Source organism: Actinokineospora sp. NPDC051303 (assembly GCF_055586285.1).
Genome location: NZ_JBVJIN010000021.1, coordinates 67,402 through 83,379, shown reverse-complemented (window position 1 = coordinate 83,379; position 15,978 = coordinate 67,402). Strand labels below are relative to the sequence as shown.

The following is a 15,978-nucleotide window of genomic DNA, read 5'->3' as shown; positions in this document are numbered from 1 at the left end:
CCCCATCATCAATTCTGGGCACGCCAAATAAGCGCTCGCCCAGAGCGCGTCCTGTTTCACCCGCGAGGATGGCAATTGGAGACGGGGATGCGCGGCCGACCTGTGCGACCTTTCCCTGTCGACTGCCTGAAGAGTCCGGTTCCCTCCCCAGGAAACCGGTCCTTCCCCCTTGCTGAATCCTCCCGATGCCAAATAGTACCAAAAGTTGCGGTGTGGCGTTGGGGATGTTAGAAGCTGTCGCGATTCCGCTGGCTTCCGTTGCCCGTGATCAGGCGCGACCGGTCGGCGGCCGCAGCCGCGACAGTCGCAACGCGACGTCGACCAAGTCGGTCCGGTCCAGCGTGGCCACCTCGGACAGGTCGACCCAGGCCGCCATGTCGGTGGAGCCGTTCTCCTCGAAGCGAAGCTCGCCGCCGGTGATCCGGCCGGAGTAGACCACCCGCAGGCCGTGCCAGTCGGTGGCGACGCCGTCCCGGCTCAGCGCCTTGCGCAGACCGGTGCGCAGGAAAGTGCGCCGCACGGTGTCGATGCCCAGCAGCGCCTCGATCTCCACCTGGTAGCCGGTTTCCTCGGCCACCTCGCGGACCGCGGCGTCCAGCGGGTCCTCGCCGTGGTCGATGCCGCCGCCGGGCAGCGTCCACTTCTTGCCGGTGCGGCCGACCCAGCGGGCCAGCAACACCTTCTCTTCCTCGACGCACACGGCGTAGGCCGCCACCCGCATCGACCGCTTCACCGCGCCGCCAGGCGCCGGACGGCCTTCGCGCGGATCCTCTCGGGCAGATCGTCCGCTTCGAGCAGTCGGGGGAGCAGGTCCGGTTCGAGGGTGACCGCGCGGAACACCAGCCCGACCGTGATCCCGTGGGCGGGCCGGTCGACCACCTCGACCCGGTCGCCCGCGCGCACCGCTCCCGGCCGCAGCACCTCGAAGTACGCGCCGGGCACCGCGGCCTCGGTGAAGGTCTTGATCCACCCCTGGCGGTCCAGCCACACCGCGAACGTCCGGCACGGCACCCGCGGCGCGGTCACCCGCAGCAGCAGATCGTCCCCGACCCGCCACCGCTCGCCGATCACCGCCCCGGTCACGTCCAGTCCGCAAGTGGTCAGGTTCTCCCCGAACGACCCGGACGTGAGCGTGCGGTCCAGTTCCGCTTCCCAGCGGTCGAGGTCTTCGCGCGCGTACGCGTAGACGGCCTGTTCCGGGCCGCCGTGGTGCTCGGCGTCGCAGATGGCGTCGCCGCGCAGCCCGCTCGCGCCGCGCGCTCCTGGGGCAAACACCTCGACCGGGCCGTCGACCGGGCGCTTGTCGATGGCGCTGAACCCGGTCTTCGCGGTGATCGGCCGAGGAACGCCGACGTTGACGGACAGGACCCGCGGTGGCTCGGTCATCACGTCTCCGAACCTACCGGCCACGGGACCCCGCTGGTAGCGCGCTTATGCTGTCTACCTGTGTCGAACGCTCCCATGATCGCCCCCAGCATCCTGTCCGCCGACTTCGCCCGCCTCGCCGACGAAGTCGCCGCCGTCAAGGGCTCGGACTGGCTGCACGTCGACGTGATGGACGCGCACTTCGTGCCGAACCTGACCCTCGGCCTGCCGATCGTGGAAGCCCTGCTCAAGGTGACCGACATCCCGATGGACTGCCACCTGATGATCGAGGACCCCGACCGCTGGGCCGTCGGGTACGCCGAAGCGGGCGCGCACAACGTCACCGTCCACGTCGAGGCGGCCGCCGACCCGGTCAAGATCGCCCGGGACCTGCGCGCGGCGGGCGCCAAGGCCGGGCTGTCGATCAAGCCCGGCACCCCGATCGAGCCGTACGTCGAGGTCCTCAAGGAGTTCGACACGCTGCTGGTCATGTCCGTCGAGCCCGGTTTCGGCGGGCAGAGCTTCATCGCCGACGTCCTGGGCAAGGTCCGCACCGCGCGGAACCTGGTCGACACCGGCCACCTCACGCTGCTGGTCGAGATCGACGGCGGCATCAACGCCGACACCATCGAGCAGGCCGCCGAGGCGGGGGTCGACTGCTTCGTCGCGGGCTCGGCCGTCTACGGCGCCGACGACCCGGCCAAGGCCGTCGCCGCCCTGCGCGACCAGGCCCGCAACGCCAACCACCGCTTCGCCTGATCTTCGGCGGCCGAACGCGGCTCGGCGGGCGGCTGCGAGGGTATCGCCGGGTCCTGCGAGACTGTCGGGGTGGAGGAAAGCCTGGCCGCGGTGATGCGGACCGCGGTCGCGCGCGCCGAGCGGGCGCGCGGGCTGACCAGTCCGAACCCGCCGGTCGGCTGTGTCGTGCTCGACGCCAGCGGCCAGGTCGCCGGGCTGGGGGAGACCCAGCCCCCCGGCGGCCCACACGCCGAGGTCGTGGCCCTGCGCGCGGCGGGGGAGCGGGCCAGGGGCGGCACCGCGGTGGTCACCCTGGAGCCCTGCGCGCACTACGGGCGGACGCCGCCATGCGCCGCGGCGCTGCTCGCCGCGGGCGTCGCGCGGGTGGTCTACGCGGTGTCCGACCCGCACGCGGTCGCGGCGGGCGGGACGAAGGTACTCGCCGACGCGGGAGTGGCCGTCACCGGCGGGCTCTTGGCCGAAGAGGTCGCGCGTGGGCCGCTACGCGCCTGGCTGCACCACATCCGCACCGGCCGCCCGCACGTGACCTGGAAGTACGCCGCGACCCTGGACGGCCGGGTCGCCGCCGCCGACGGCACCAGCCGCTGGATCAGCTCCTCGGCGTCCCGCGCCGAGGTCCACGACCTGCGCCGCAAGGTCGACGCGATCATGGTCGGCCGCGGCACCGTGCTCGCCGACGACCCCGCGCTGACCGCCCGCGCCGAGGATGGAACACCCGCGCCCCGGCAGCCGTTGCGGGTGGTCGTGGGACACGGAGACCTGCCCGCCGGGGCGAAGGTGCTCGACGACGCGGCCGAGACGCTGCGCGCGCGCACCCACGACCCCGCCGAGGTGCTGGCCGAGCTCGCCGCACGCGGCGTGGTCGACGTGCTGCTGGAAGGTGGCCCGACGCTGGCGGGCGCGTTCGCCGAGGCGGGCGCGATCGACCGGATCCTGGCCTACGTCGCGCCGGTCCTGCTCGGCGCCGGGCCTGTGGCGTTGGGCGCATCGGGCGTGTCGACCATCACCGGGGCGCACAAGTTCGCCGTCGAAGAGGTCACCATGTGCGGGCCGGACGTGCGGATCTCCGCCGTGCCAGCGAGGAATCAGCAGAACCAGCAGAACCGCGGAACTAGAGGAGGAGCCGGTGTTCACGGGCATCGTCGAGGAGCGCGGTGAGGTCGTCGCCGTGCGGGACCTCGCGGACGCCGCGCGCGTCACCATCGCGGGGCCGCTGGTCACCAGCGACGCCAAACAGGGCGACTCGATCGCGGTCAACGGGGTCTGCCTGACCGTCGTGGAACTGGGCGACGGCGCGTTCACCGCCGACGTCATGCGCGAGACGCTGGTTCGCAGCAGCCTCGACAAGGTCGCCGAGGGCGACGTGGTCAACCTGGAGCGCGCCGCCGCCGTCGGCCAGCGCTTCGGCGGCCACATCGTGCAGGGCCACGTCGACGGCACCGGCGCGCTGCTTTCCCGCGAACCGTCCGAGCACTGGGACCTGGTCCGGATCAGCCTGCCCGCGCACCTCGCGCGGTATGTGGTGGAGAAGGGCTCGATCACCGTCGACGGCGTGTCCCTTACCGTTGTCGAGGTAGGACCGGACTGGTTCACCGTGAGCCTGATACCCGAGACGCTCCGGGCGACCACGCTCGGCGTCCGCAAGCCCGGCGACAAGGTCAACCTTGAGGTCGACGTCATCGCCAAGTACGTGGAGAAGCTGGCAGGCCCGCACCTGTCCGCCCCGCCCCGGGGGGACACTGGGGACAGCACCGAGCAACAGGAGACCCCGGGTGAGTGACTTCGCCGCCATCGAGCGCGCCATCGCCGACATCGCCGAAGGCAAGGCCGTCGTCGTCGTGGACGACGAGGACCGCGAGAACGAGGGCGACCTGATCTTCGCCGCTGAGAAGGCGACGCCGGAGCTGCTGGCCTTCATGGTCCGCTACACCTCCGGCTACATCTGCGTCCCGCTGCCCGAGTCCGTCTGCGACCGGCTCGACCTGCCGCCGATGTTCCACACCAACCAGGACGCGCGCGGCACCGCGTACACCGTGACCGTGGACGCCCGGGAAGGCGTGAGCACCGGCATCTCCGCCGCCGACCGCGCGCACACCATCCGGCTGCTCGCCGACGAGGCGTCGACGGCCAAGGACTTCAACCGGCCCGGCCACGTCGTCCCGCTGCGCGCCAAGGAGGGCGGCGTGCTGCGCAGGCCCGGCCACACCGAGGCGGCCGTCGACCTGGCCAGGATGGCCGGGCTCGGCCCGGCGGGCGTGCTCTGCGAGATCGTGTCGCAGAAGGACGAGGGCGACATGGCCCGCTACGACGAGCTGCTGGTCTTCGCCGCCGAGCACGACCTCGCGCTGATCACCATCGCCGACCTGATCGCCTACCGCAGGCGCACCGAGAAGCAGGTCGCGCGGGTCGCCGAGGCCCGCATCCCGACCGCGCACGGCGTTTTCCGCGCGGTCGGCTACGACAGCCTCTTGGACGGCATCGAGCATGTCGCCCTCGTCTACGGCGACATAGAGGACGGCCAGAGCGTCCTGGTCCGCGTGCACTCCGAGTGCCTCACCGGCGACGTCTTCGGCTCACTGCGCTGCGACTGCGGCCCGCAGCTCGACGCCGCCCTGGAGGCCGTCGCCGCCGAGGGCCGCGGCGTCGTGCTCTACATGCGCGGCCACGAGGGGCGCGGCATCGGCCTCATGCACAAGCTGCAGGCTTACCAGCTTCAGGACGACGGCGCGGACACCGTGGACGCCAACCTCGCGCTCGGCGTGCCAGCCGACGCCCGCGACTACGGCACCGGCGCGCAGATCCTGGCCGACCTCGGCGTGAAGTCGATGCGGCTGCTGACCAACAACCCGGCCAAGCGGGTCGGCCTGGAGGGCTACGGGCTGGCCGTGGTCGACCGGGTGCCGCTGTCGGTCTGGCCGAACCCGGAGAACCTGCGGTACCTGCGCACCAAGCGCGACCGCATGGGCCACGAGCTGGGCAACCTGGAGCACTACGAGGGCAGCGCCACCGGGGCCGCGGGCGCGGGCGGAGAGGACAAGGCGTGAGCGGCGAAGGCAGGCCGAAGCCGGGGGTGCCCCGGTGCGAGGGCGTCCGGCTGGCCGTCGCGGCCACCAAGTGGCACGCGGCCATCACCGACAAGCTGCTGGAACGCGCCCTCGTCGCGGCGGGCGAGGCGGGCATCGCAGAGCCGACCGTGGTCCGGGTGCCCGGCGCGGTCGAGCTACCGGTCGTCTGCCAGGAACTGGCCAAGCACCACGACGCCGTCGTCGCGCTGGGCGTGGTCATCCGCGGCGGCACCCCGCACTTCGAGTATGTCTGCGACGCGGTCACCGCCGGTCTCACCCGGGTCTCGCTGGATGAGTCGACGCCGGTGGGCAACGGCGTGCTGACGGTCAACACCGAGGAACAGGCGCTCGACCGGTGCGGCCTGCCGGACTCGACGGAGGACAAGGGCTACGAGGCGTGCGCGGCGGCGCTGGAGACCGCGCTGGTAGTGCGCGGCGTGCGCCAGCCGTGGACCGAGCGGGGCTTCCAGTGACCGCGCGTCCCCGCAAGGTCCGGTTCGTCTCCGCCGCGTTCGCCGTGGTGTTCGTCGCGGTGTTCACCGTGGTCGCCGTGCTGCTGCGCAACACCCCGACCGGGGTGTACTTCCAGCTCTCCGACCAGATCGCCATGGCGGGCATCGGCGTCCTGCTGGCCTGCGGGGCGCTGTGGCTCACCCGGCCCAGGGTCAGCGCGGACGCCGAGGGCGTGACCGTGCGCAACCTGCTGGGCAGCACCCGCTACCCCTGGTCGATCGTGCAGTCGGTGAGCTTCCCCGACGGCGCGGCGTGGGCCAGGCTGGAGCTGCCGGACGACGAGTACGTGCCAATCATGGCCGTGCAGTCGATCGACGGCGAGCGCGCCGTCACGGCCATCCGGGAGCTGCGCAAACTCCACCGCGCCGCGCAGTGGCACGTCCAGTCCCACCCGGAGTAGCATCGTCAGTATGAAACTCAGTGTGAGCCTTCCCGAGGACGACGTCCGCTTCATCGACGAGTACTCGTCGCGCATCGACGTGTCCAACCGCTCGTCGGTGATCCAGATCGCCATCAACCTGTTGCGCGAGTCATCGATGCGCGACGAGTACGCCCAGGCGTTCGAGGAGTGGGAGTCCTCCGGAGAAGCGGAAATCTGGGCCGTCACGGCGGCGGACGGCCCGGCCGATGCGCCGAGGTGACATCCACCTGGTGGACCTCAACCCCACTCTCGGCTCGGAGTCGAACAAGGTCCGCCCCGCCGTGATCGTGAGCAACGACGCCGCCAACCAGGTAGCCCAGCGCACCGGCCGCGGCGTGGTGACCGTCGTCCCGATCACGTCGAACACCAGTCGCGTCTTCCCGTTCCAAGTCCTGCTCCCGGCCGCGGACTGCGGCCTCGTCACCGACTCGAAGGCCCAGGCCGAGCAGGTCCGCTCCATCGCCACCGCCCGCCTCCGCCGCCGCCTCGGTCGCGTCCCGCCCGCCCTGCTGGCCCGCCTGGACGACGCCCTGCGGACCCATTTAGGGCTCTGAGGCACCCGCCCGCTTTCGCCTCCGCGCGGCGCCGTGTTCCCCCGGGGCGACCGTTTGGCCACCTCGCCTGCCGCTTGGTTCGCCTGCCGCTGTCCGCCAAGCCGACTCGCGCCGCGGGTTCGCCACGCTGGTGCCTCGGTGCCCTTTTTGGCGGGTGCGTTATCCGTGACCTGCCTCGATGCCTTTTTCTGACGTCGGGCGGCCGAATGGCATTGTTAATTGCGCGTATCGGGTGAACCGTCCCGCGCCCGTTCGCGTAGCCCCCGGTGTAACCCTGTTCTCTCCCGTTCCCGAGGAGGCTAGGCGTGACTGCTGTCGACACCATCACAACCGACCCGACACCGTCCGTGCACCCCGAACCGCATTCCCGCAGGCAGGTCCTCTGCGGCCTGGCGGTGGCCCTGGTCGCCCCCGCCGCGGTTGTCGCCGCGTGCGGCAGCGACACCGGCTCGGCCCCGACCACCACGACCACCACCGGCGGCGGCGCGCCCGGTTCGGCCACCCAGGGCGGCGGAGCCCTCACGGCACTGGCGGACGTCCCCGACGGCGGCGGTGTCCTGGTCGACGGCCCGTCCGGCAAAAAGGTCCTGTTGGTGCGCTCCGGCTCGACCGTCAAGGGCCTCGACCCCACCTGCCCCCACAAGGGCGTCACGGTGGCCGCTCCCGCGGGCGGCACCATCACCTGCCCCGCCCACGGCAGCAAGTTCGACGGCGCCACCGGCGCCCTCAAGGGCGGCCCGGCCACCACCGGCCTCAAGGAAATCCCGGTCAAGGTGGACGGCGCCAACGTCGTCCTCGCCTGACCCGGCGCTTTACCCGGCACCCATCGGTGGCCTCCGGGACAATCCGGCTCTCGGAGGCCACCGACATCCCCTCGAATTGCCCTTGATTTTTCCCGAAATCCCCTGAACCGGGACGTGTAATCCGCCCACGGCGGTTCCCCGAGTGAGATTCCGCCGAGACAATGGCTTCCCTGGCTTCCCTGGCTTCCCTGGCTTCCCTGGCTTCCCTGGCTTCCCTGGCTTCCCTGGCTTCCCTGGCTTCCCTGCGGAAATCAGTGGCCCAGCTTGGCGACGATGTGCGCCGCGAAGCCGCTGGTGACCGGTGGCCTGGTCGCCCTGATTCTCGGTATCTGCGCCCTGAACGACCGCAAGAACGGCGGCTGGTGGGCGCTGATCGGCGTCATCCTGCTCGCGGCGGCGGTCGTGAGCTTTGCCCTGCTCCGGTCAGCGGGGTGACCGACCACGCTCGGCGCCGGGCTCCTGCGTCGCTGAGGGGCCGTTGTCTTCGCCGTCGCATCGCGGAAACGTCGGGAGTGGGCGCGGGTGGCGACCCGACGCCGTTGGTTGTCGGTGGTCGGCCGTAGGGTTGTCGGTGTGGCCGACCCGTCCACCTACCGACCGTCTCCCGGCACCATCCCGGACGCGCCTGGCGTGTACAAGTTCCGTGATCCTGGTGGCCGGGTCATCTACGTTGGCAAGGCGAAAAGCCTGCGGGGCAGGTTGAACTCGTACTTCGCCGACGTCTCGTCCCTGCATCCGCGCACCCGGCAGATGGTGACCACCGCGGGCGCGGTCGAGTGGACCGTGGTGTCCACCGAGGTCGAGGCGTTGCAGCTGGAGTACAACTGGATCAAGGAGTTCGACCCCCGGTTCAACGTCCGCTACCGCGACGACAAGTCGTACCCGGTGCTGGCCGTGACGATGCACGAGCAGTATCCGCGGCTGCACGTCTACCGGGGGCCGCGCAAGAAGGGGGTGCGCTACTTCGGGCCGTACGCGCACGCGTGGGCCATCCGCGAGACGCTTGACCTGCTGTTGCGGGTGTTTCCGGCGCGCACCTGCTCGGCGGGGGTGTTCAAGCGGCACGGCCAGATCGGGCGGCCGTGCCTGCTCGGCTACATCGACAAGTGCTCGGCGCCCTGTGTGGGCAAGGTCGACGCCGATGAGCACCGGGCGATCGTGGTGGACTTCTGCGACTTCCTCTCCGGCAAGACCGACGCCATGGTGCGCCGGTTGGAAAAGGAAATGACAGCGGCCTCCGACGCCTTGGAGTTCGAGCGGGCCGCCCGGCTGCGCGACGACGTGGCCGCGTTGCGGCGCGCCATGGAGAAGCAGGCCGTCGTCCTCGGCGACGGCACCGACGCCGACGTGGTGGCTTTCGCCTTCGATGAGCTGGAAGCGGCCGTGCAGGTGTTCCACGTGCGCGGTGGACGGGTTCGCGGCCAGCGCGGATGGGTGATCGACCGCATCGAGGACGCCGACGAGGAAACCCCGGTCTCCGGTCTGGTCGACCGGTTCCTCAGCCAGTTCTACGGCGACCAGGCCGAGATGACCGAGACCGACGGCAGCCCGGTGCCGCGCGAGGTCCTGGTGCCCGAGCTGCCCGAGGACGCCCCGGCCATCGCCGACTGGCTCAGCGAGCTGCGTGGGGCGCGGGTGGCGCTGCGGGTGCCGCAGCGCGGCGACAAGCGGGCGCTGATGGAGACCGTGGAGCGCAACGCCAAGGAGGCGTTCACCCAGCACAAGCTGCGCCGCGCGGGCGACCTGACGGCCCGTTCGGCGGCGTTGCAGGAGTTGCAGGACGCGCTGGGGCTCGACACCGCGCCGCTGCGCATCGAGTGCGTCGACATCAGCCACATCCAGGGCAGCGACGTGGTTGCCTCGCTCGTGGTGTTCGAGGACGGCTTGGCGCGCAAGTCCGAGTACCGGCGCTTCGCCATCCGCGAGGCGGCCACGGAGGGCGATGTCGCCTCGATCGCGGAGGTGGTGCGCCGCCGGTTCGCCCGGCACGCGGGGGAGTCCGGCCAGCGGCAGGACCCGACCCCGGGGATCGACCCGGAGACCGGCAAGCCGCGCCGTTTCGCCTACCCGCCGAACCTGCTGGTGGTCGACGGAGCCGGACCGCAGGCCAACGCCGCCGCCGATGTCCTCGCCGACCTCGGCGTCACCGACGTCGCGGTGATCGGGCTCGCCAAGCGGCTGGAAGAGGTGTGGCTGCCCGCCGAGCCGGAGCCCGCGATCCTGCCGCGCACCAGCGAGGCGCTGTACCTGCTGCAGCGGGTGCGTGACGAAGCCCACCGGTTCGCGGTCGCCTACCACCGGCAGAAGCGGTCCAAGCGGTTGACGACCTCGGTCCTTGACGACATCCCCGGCCTCGGCCAGACCAGGAAGTCGGTTCTGATCAAGCATTTCGGCTCGCTGAAACGCCTGCGGGCGGCGAGCATCGACGAGATCGGCGAGGTGCCCGGCATCGGCCCGGGCACCGCGCAGGCAGTGCACAGCGCGCTCGCGGGAGACTCCCCGGGGGCAGGGAAGGCAGAGGGAACGCAGTGAGCGAGCTTGCGAGCGAATCATTGGCACAGTGCGTTGGCGTGCGGAGCCGCCGGACTTGTGGGGTGGCTCGGTGAACACCGAACAGGCCGGGCCCGGTATCGAGGTCGCGGTCGTCACCGGGCTCTCGGGCGCGGGACGGAGCACGGCGGCCAAGTGCCTGGAGGATCTGGGCTGGTTCGTCGTGGACAACCTGCCCCCGGAGCTGATCTCCACCATGGTCGAGCTCGGCTCGCAGGCCAGGGGGGCGATCACCAAGGTGGCGGTCGTGATGGACGTGCGCAGCCGCGCGTTCACCGAAGACCTCTCCGCCATCATCAAGGACCTCGACGCCCGCGGCTACCGGCCGCGCGTGCTGTTCCTGGAGGCCACGACCGAGGTCCTGGTCCGCCGCTTCGAGCAGGTCCGCCGGGGCCACCCGTTGCAGGGCGAGGGCAGGCTGATCGAGGGCATCGCCAACGAGCGCTCGCTGCTCATGCCGCTGCGCGAGGAGGCCGACCTGATCCTGGACACCTCGACGCTGTCGGTGCACCAGCTGCGCGCCAAGATCGAGGACGCGTTCGGCACCGAGTCGAGCACTGGCACGCGGGTCACCGTGCTGTCCTTCGGCTACAAGTACGGCCTGCCGATGGACGCCGACCTGGTCATGGACGTGCGCTTCCTGCCGAACCCGTTCTGGATCCCGGAGCTGAAGGACCAGACCGGCCGCGACGCCGACGTGCGCAACTACGTGCTCAGCCAGGAGGGCGCGGACGAGTTCCTCGACCGCTACCACGAGCTGCTGCGCCTGATCGGCGCCGGTTACCGCCGCGAGGGCAAGCGCTACCTGACGCTGGCCGTGGGCTGTACGGGCGGCAAGCACCGCAGTGTCGCGATCTCCGAGGAGCTTTCCCGCAGGCTCGCGGACGAGGACGGCATGGCGGTCAAGGTCGTGCACCGCGACCTGGGGCGCGAGTGAGCGATTCGTTGACCGACCGCGCACGCGAGCGGGGACACCGGACGAGCGAGGTGGCCCGGTGAGGGGACATCGCGAGCTGATCAGTGCCGCGCCGCGGCGGCGGGTGGGGCCTGCCCGCCGAGTGGGTGGCCTGCTGCGGGATTTCGCCAGCGGATCTTGGGCGCGGGGCCACCGGATGAGCGAGGTGGTTCAGTGAGCGCACCCGCGGACGGGCCGCCGCTGGACCGGCCGCTGCGCGCGGTCGCCCTCGGCGGGGGCCATGGGCTGCACGCCACGCTGAGCGCGCTGCGGCGGCTCACCGACGACGTCACCGCGGTGGTGACCGTCGCCGACGACGGCGGCTCGTCCGGCCGGTTGCGCCGTGAGCTGGGCCTGCTTCCGCCGGGTGACCTGCGCAAGGCGCTCACCGCCCTGGCCGGGTGCGGCGACCAGCCGTGGCGGGAGGTGTTCGAGCACCGGTTCGGCGGCTCCGGCGCCCTCGCGGGCCACGCGGTGGGCAACCTGGTGCTGGCGGGCCTGCTGGAGGTGGTCGGCGACCCGGTCGCCGCGCTCGCCGAGGCCGCCCGGCTGCTCGGGGTCACCGGGCGGGTGCTGCCGATGTCGACCGAGCCGCTGGACATCGAGGCCGACGTGACCGGGCTGGAGGAGGACCCGACCACGGTTCGCCGCATCCGCGGCCAGGTCGCCGTGGCGACGACCCCTGGCCGGGTGCGCCGCATCCGGCTGCTGGGCGCCGCCCGCCGCACCGAGCGCCCCTCGGCCTGCCCGGAGGCGGTCGCCGCCGTCCTCGCCGCCGACGTGGTGCTGCTCGGTCCGGGGTCCTGGTTCACCAGTGTCCTGCCGCACCTGCTGGTCCCCGACTTGCACGACGCCATCGTGCGGACCGAGGCGACCCGGGTCGTCGTGTTGAATCTTGTCCCCCAACCGGGGGAAACCGCGGGCTTCTCACCGGAGCGGCATCTGGACGTGCTGTCCGAGCACGCGCCCCGGCTGCGGGTGGACGCGGTCATCGCCGACGCGGACTCGGTTCCCACGCCGGACCGGCTCCGACGTGCGGCTGCCGCCCTCGGGGCGGACATGCTGCTCGACGCGATCGCGGCCGGTCCGGTGGCGGGCAGGCACGATCCTGACGCCCTCGCGGCGAGCCTGCGGCGGGCGATCACCTCGGTGAGGGGACGCTGAGCCGATCGGGCCGTCGTGATGGGATGTACCCGGGGAAGCCCTAGCTGGGCCGGAGAGGAGGACCCGTGGCGATGACCGCCGCAGTCAAGGACGAGCTGAGCAGGCTCGCGGTGTCCAAGACCTGTTGCAGGCGCGCCGAGGTGTCCTCGCTGCTGCGCTTCGCTGGCGGGCTGCACATCGTGGCGGGCCGGGTCGTGGTCGAGGCCGAGTTGGACACCGGATCGGCCGCGCGGCGGCTGCGCAAGGAGATCCACGACCTGTACGGCCACCACGCCGACGTGCACGTGATCACCTCGGGCGGGCTGCGCAAGGGCACCCGGTACGTGGTGCGCGTGGTCAAGGACGGCGACGGCCTGGCCCGGCAGACCGGCCTGCTCGACCCACGCGGCAGGCCGGTGCGCGGGCTGCCCGCGCCGGTGGTGTCCGGCGGGGTCTGCGACGCGGAGGCCGCCTGGCGCGGCGCGTTCCTCGCGCACGGCTCGCTCACCGAGCCGGGTAGATCGTCCGCGCTGGAGATCACCTGCCCCGGCCCGGAGGCGGCGCTGGCCATCGTCGGCGCGGCGCGCCGGATGGGCATCCAGGCCAAGTCGCGCGAGGTGCGCGGCGCCGACCGGGTGGTCGTGCGCGACGGCGACGCCATCGGCGCGCTGCTCACCCGCCTCGGCGCCCACTCCAGTGTGCTGGCCTGGGAGGAACGCCGGATGCGCCGCGAGGTGCGGGCCACCGCCAACCGCCTCGCGAACTTCGACGACGCCAACCTGCGCCGCTCGGCCCGCGCCGCGGTCGCCGCCGCCGCGCGGGTGCAGCGGGCGATGGAGATCCTCGGCCCGGACGCCCCGGAGCACCTGACCGCGGCGGGGGAGCTGCGGCTGAAGAACAAGCAGGCGTCGCTGGAGGAGCTGGGCCAGCTTTCCGAGCCGCCGATGACCAAGGACGCGGTGGCGGGCCGGATCCGCAGGCTGCTGGCGATGGCCGACAAGCGCGCCAAGGACCTCGGCCTGCCCGACACCGAGTCCGCTGTCACCGCCGACATGCTCGACGCGGACGCCTGACCAGCGCGAACACCGCTGTGGCTGACGCTGACCGACTCCTGGCGAGCACGGAAAGTCACTCACCACCACCGTAGATGTGACCTGAGTCTCATTCAGTATCTGTCACCCTCGCGGGCGCCTCTTCACTACTGGGAGCGCGGGCGCCGCTTGGGGGAGGGGCGCCCGCGGGGGGAAACGGAGTGGAGTCCGCCCGGCGTGGGGGCAGGCGGACTCCACTCCGTTGTCATGTCCCGAGTCGTCACCGAGCGGTCTTACCTGGCGGTGTCGCCGGGTGCGGGTTCGTCACTGATCGGGTTGTCATTCCCGGTTGTCACTACGGCTCGGCCGCGGGCGTGGTTGTCGCCCGCCGCTGGGAGTATCCGGAAAATCCGCGGTGATCTTGTTCGAGCGAGACAATCCGTCCCCTACCGGGACTTGCCACTGGCGGTCACCGTCATGATCTGATTCGATAAAGAGACCCCGCTGACCTCCTGACCTGCGAGTGGCCGCCTGGACGCTAGGGTTCGGTGGATAGGCGGAAAATCTTGGGCCCCAGGGCCCGTTACTACGAGTCGCAACGAGGAGACACAGGTGACGGTTCGCGTAGGTGTCAACGGTTTCGGTCGGATCGGTCGCAACTTCTGGCGAGCCGTGCAGGCGAGCGACCACGACATCGAGATCGTGGCCTTCAACGACCTCGGTGACGTGGCGACCATGGCCCACCTGCTCAAGTACGACAGCATCCTCGGCCGGTTGCCGCAGGAGGTCTCGGTGACCGACGAGGGCATCAAGGTCGGCGACCAGACCATCAAGGCGCTCGCCGAGCGCGACCCGGGCAAGCTGCCCTGGAAGGACCTCGGCGTCGACGTCGTGGTCGAGTCCACCGGCTTCTTCACCAAGGCCGCCGACGCGCGCAAGCACGTCGACGAGGGCGGCGCGAAGAAGGTCATCATCTCCGCGCCGGCCAAGGGCGAGGACCTGACCGTCGTCCTCGGCGCCAACGAGGACAAGTACGACGGCTCGCAGACCGTCATCTCCAACGCGTCCTGCACCACCAACTGCCTCGCGCCGCTGGCGAAGGTGCTGCACGACGCGTTCACCGTCGAGCGTGGCCTGATGACCACGATCCACGCCTACACCCAGGACCAGAACCTGCAGGACGCCCCGCACGCCGACCTGCGTCGGGCCCGGGCCGCCGCGCTCAACATCGTGCCCACCTCGACCGGAGCCGCCAAGGCCATCGGCCTGGTGCTGCCCGAGCTCAACGGCAAGCTCGACGGCTACGCGCTGCGCGTGCCGGTGCCGACCGGCTCGGCCACCGACCTGACCGTCACCCTGGGCCGCGAGGTCACCCTGGACGAGGTCAACGCCGCCTACAAGGCCGCGGCGGACGGCCCGCTCGCGGGCATCCTGCGCTACAGCACCGACCCGATCGTGTCCTCGGACATCGTCACCGACCCGGCGTCGTGCATCTACGACGCGCCGCTGACCAAGGTCACCGGCAACCAGGTCAAGGTCGTCGGCTGGTACGACAACGAGTGGGGCTACTCCAACCGCCTCGCGGACCTGACCGCTCTCGTCGCCTCGAAGCTCTGAGGACCGCCCCTGTGAAGACTCTCGACGACCTGCTCGCCGAGGGCGTGGCGGGTCGGCGCGTGCTCGTGCGCGCCGACCTCAACGTCCCCCTCGACGGCGACACCATCACCGACGACGGCCGCGTCCGCGCGTCGCTGCCCACGATCAGCGCGCTCACCCAGGCGGGCGCGCGGGTCGTGGTCGCGGCGCACCTGGGCAGGCCCAAGGGCGCGCCGGACGCGAAGTACTCCCTCGCGCCGGTCGCCAAGCGGCTCGGCGACCTGCTCGGCGCGCCGGTCGCGTTCGCCGCCGACGTGGTCGGCCCGTCCGCGAAGTCCACTGTGGACGCGCTCGCCGACGGCGGCGTCGCGCTGCTGGAGAACGTGCGCTTCGACCCACGGGAGACCAGCAAGGACGCCGCTGAGCGCGGCGCGTTGGCCGAGGAGTTCGCCGCGCTGGCCGACGCGTTCGTCTCCGACGGTTTCGGTGTCGTGCACCGCAAGCAGGCCTCGGTCTACGAGATCGCGACCAAGCTCCCGGCGTACGCGGGCGGTCTCGTGCTCGCCGAGGTCGAGGTGCTGCGGCAGCTCACCGGCGAGCCGAAGCGGCCGTACGTGGTGGCGCTGGGCGGCTCGAAGGTCTCCGACAAGCTCGCGGTCATCTCCTCGCTGCTGCCCAAGGTCGACGCGATCCTGGTCGGCGGCGGGATGTGCTTCACGTTCCTGGCCGCGGAGGGCCTCGGCGTCGGCGACTCGCTGCTGGAAGCCGACATGATCGACACCTGCAAGCGGCTGCTCGCCGAGCACCCGGAGAAGATCGTGCTCCCAGCGGACGTGGTCATCGCCGACGAGTTCTCCGCCGAGGCGAACACCCAGACCGTGCTCGCGGCGAACATCCGCGAGGGCTGGAAGGGCCTCGACATCGGCCCGATCACCGTCGAGCGCTACGGCGAGATCCTCGCGGGCGCGGGCACGGTGTTCTGGAACGGCCCGATGGGCGTGTTCGAGCTCGCCCCGTTCGCTGATGGCACGCGCGGCGTGGCGCAGGCGATCGTCGACGCGGACGCGTTCAGCGTGGTCGGCGGCGGCGACTCGGCGGCGGCCGTGCGGCTGCTGGGCCTGCCCGAGGACGGGTTCTCGCACATCTCGACCGGCGGCGGCGCGTCGCTGGAGTACCTGGAGGGCAAGGAGCTCCCCGGCGTCGCGGTGCTGGAGGGCTGAGCC

General features: G+C 71.5%; 18 protein-coding genes. 16 read left to right on the top strand and 2 right to left on the bottom strand.

Translation table 11 applies throughout. The features are described 5' to 3' along the window. Window positions 1-268: 268 nt before the first annotated feature. Complete coding sequence (locus ACZ6SD_RS18085; protein WP_465318073.1) at window positions 269-721, bottom strand: NUDIX hydrolase; 453 nt, start codon at window positions 719-721, stop codon at window positions 269-271. A gap of 8 nt (window positions 722-729) precedes the next feature. Then, window positions 730-1,386, bottom strand: a complete 657-nt coding sequence (locus ACZ6SD_RS18080) for an MOSC domain-containing protein (RefSeq protein WP_465318072.1) — start codon at window positions 1,384-1,386, stop codon at window positions 730-732. Between the two features lie 75 nt (window positions 1,387-1,461). Here ACZ6SD_RS18080 and rpe point away from each other — a divergent pair, with 75 nt between their 5' ends. The 16 genes from rpe (at window position 1,462) to ACZ6SD_RS18000 (ending at window position 15,975) form a co-directional block, all read left to right on the top strand. Further along, entirely contained in the window at window positions 1,462-2,124 is a 663-nt protein-coding gene (gene rpe, locus ACZ6SD_RS18075) for a ribulose-phosphate 3-epimerase (protein ID WP_465318111.1), read from the top strand. 93 nt (window positions 2,125-2,217) lie between these two features. Then, a complete protein-coding gene (gene ribD / locus ACZ6SD_RS18070; protein ID WP_465318110.1) occupies window positions 2,218-3,282 on the top strand; it encodes a bifunctional diaminohydroxyphosphoribosylaminopyrimidine deaminase/5-amino-6-(5-phosphoribosylamino)uracil reductase RibD in 1,065 nt (354 codons plus the stop codon). Beyond that, window positions 3,251-3,904, top strand: a complete 654-nt coding sequence (locus ACZ6SD_RS18065; RefSeq protein WP_465318071.1) for a riboflavin synthase — start codon at window positions 3,251-3,253, stop codon at window positions 3,902-3,904. The genes ribD and ACZ6SD_RS18065 overlap by 32 nt, the downstream gene beginning before the upstream one ends. After that, window positions 3,897-5,168 carry a bifunctional 3,4-dihydroxy-2-butanone-4-phosphate synthase/GTP cyclohydrolase II gene (locus ACZ6SD_RS18060; RefSeq protein WP_465318070.1) on the top strand — a complete coding sequence of 424 codons (1,272 nt, stop codon included), beginning with the start codon at window positions 3,897-3,899 and terminating at the stop codon, window positions 5,166-5,168. Before ACZ6SD_RS18065 ends, ACZ6SD_RS18060 begins: the two co-directional genes overlap by 8 nt. Further along, complete coding sequence (gene ribH, locus ACZ6SD_RS18055) at window positions 5,165-5,662, top strand: 6,7-dimethyl-8-ribityllumazine synthase (protein ID WP_465318069.1); 498 nt, start codon at window positions 5,165-5,167, stop codon at window positions 5,660-5,662. The genes ACZ6SD_RS18060 and ribH overlap by 4 nt, the downstream gene beginning before the upstream one ends. Next, window positions 5,659-6,102: a PH domain-containing protein gene (locus tag ACZ6SD_RS18050; RefSeq protein WP_465318068.1), complete on the top strand. Its 444-nt coding sequence runs from the start codon at window positions 5,659-5,661 to the stop codon at window positions 6,100-6,102. The genes ribH and ACZ6SD_RS18050 overlap by 4 nt, the downstream gene beginning before the upstream one ends. 10 nt (window positions 6,103-6,112) lie before the next feature. Beyond that, the gene (locus ACZ6SD_RS18045; RefSeq protein WP_465318067.1) at window positions 6,113-6,343 is read left to right on the top strand and encodes a ribbon-helix-helix domain-containing protein; all 231 of its coding nucleotides are present in this window, start codon (window positions 6,113-6,115) and stop codon (window positions 6,341-6,343) included. After that, complete coding sequence (locus ACZ6SD_RS18040) at window positions 6,330-6,677, top strand: type II toxin-antitoxin system PemK/MazF family toxin (RefSeq protein ID WP_465318066.1); 348 nt, start codon at window positions 6,330-6,332, stop codon at window positions 6,675-6,677. The genes ACZ6SD_RS18045 and ACZ6SD_RS18040 overlap by 14 nt, the downstream gene beginning before the upstream one ends. Before the next feature lie 305 nt (window positions 6,678-6,982). Further along, window positions 6,983-7,480 carry a Rieske (2Fe-2S) protein gene (locus tag ACZ6SD_RS18035; protein WP_465318065.1) on the top strand — a complete coding sequence of 166 codons (498 nt, stop codon included), beginning with the start codon at window positions 6,983-6,985 and terminating at the stop codon, window positions 7,478-7,480. Window positions 7,481-7,753: 273 nt separating this feature from the next. Continuing rightward, entirely contained in the window at window positions 7,754-7,915 is a 162-nt protein-coding gene (locus ACZ6SD_RS18030; protein WP_465318064.1) for a hypothetical protein, read from the top strand. 138 nt (window positions 7,916-8,053) lie between these two features. Next, window positions 8,054-10,012, top strand: coding sequence for an excinuclease ABC subunit UvrC (uvrC, locus tag ACZ6SD_RS18025; protein WP_465318063.1), 1,959 nt, complete (start codon window positions 8,054-8,056; stop codon window positions 10,010-10,012). A gap of 70 nt (window positions 10,013-10,082) precedes the next feature. Beyond that, window positions 10,083-10,967 carry an RNase adapter RapZ gene (rapZ, locus tag ACZ6SD_RS18020; RefSeq protein ID WP_465318062.1) on the top strand — a complete coding sequence of 295 codons (885 nt, stop codon included), beginning with the start codon at window positions 10,083-10,085 and terminating at the stop codon, window positions 10,965-10,967. 231 nt (window positions 10,968-11,198) lie between these two features. Next, entirely contained in the window at window positions 11,199-12,149 is a 951-nt protein-coding gene (locus ACZ6SD_RS18015) for a gluconeogenesis factor YvcK family protein (RefSeq protein WP_465318109.1), read from the top strand. A gap of 65 nt (window positions 12,150-12,214) precedes the next feature. Then, window positions 12,215-13,201: a DNA-binding protein WhiA gene (gene whiA, locus ACZ6SD_RS18010; RefSeq protein ID WP_465318061.1), complete on the top strand. Its 987-nt coding sequence runs from the start codon at window positions 12,215-12,217 to the stop codon at window positions 13,199-13,201. A 570-nt stretch (window positions 13,202-13,771) separates the two neighbouring features. Next, window positions 13,772-14,776, top strand: coding sequence for a type I glyceraldehyde-3-phosphate dehydrogenase (gap, locus tag ACZ6SD_RS18005; RefSeq protein WP_465318060.1), 1,005 nt, complete (start codon window positions 13,772-13,774; stop codon window positions 14,774-14,776). 11 nt (window positions 14,777-14,787) lie between these two features. Beyond that, window positions 14,788-15,975, top strand: coding sequence for a phosphoglycerate kinase (locus tag ACZ6SD_RS18000; RefSeq protein WP_465318059.1), 1,188 nt, complete (start codon window positions 14,788-14,790; stop codon window positions 15,973-15,975). The last annotated feature ends 3 nt before the right edge of the window (window positions 15,976-15,978 follow it).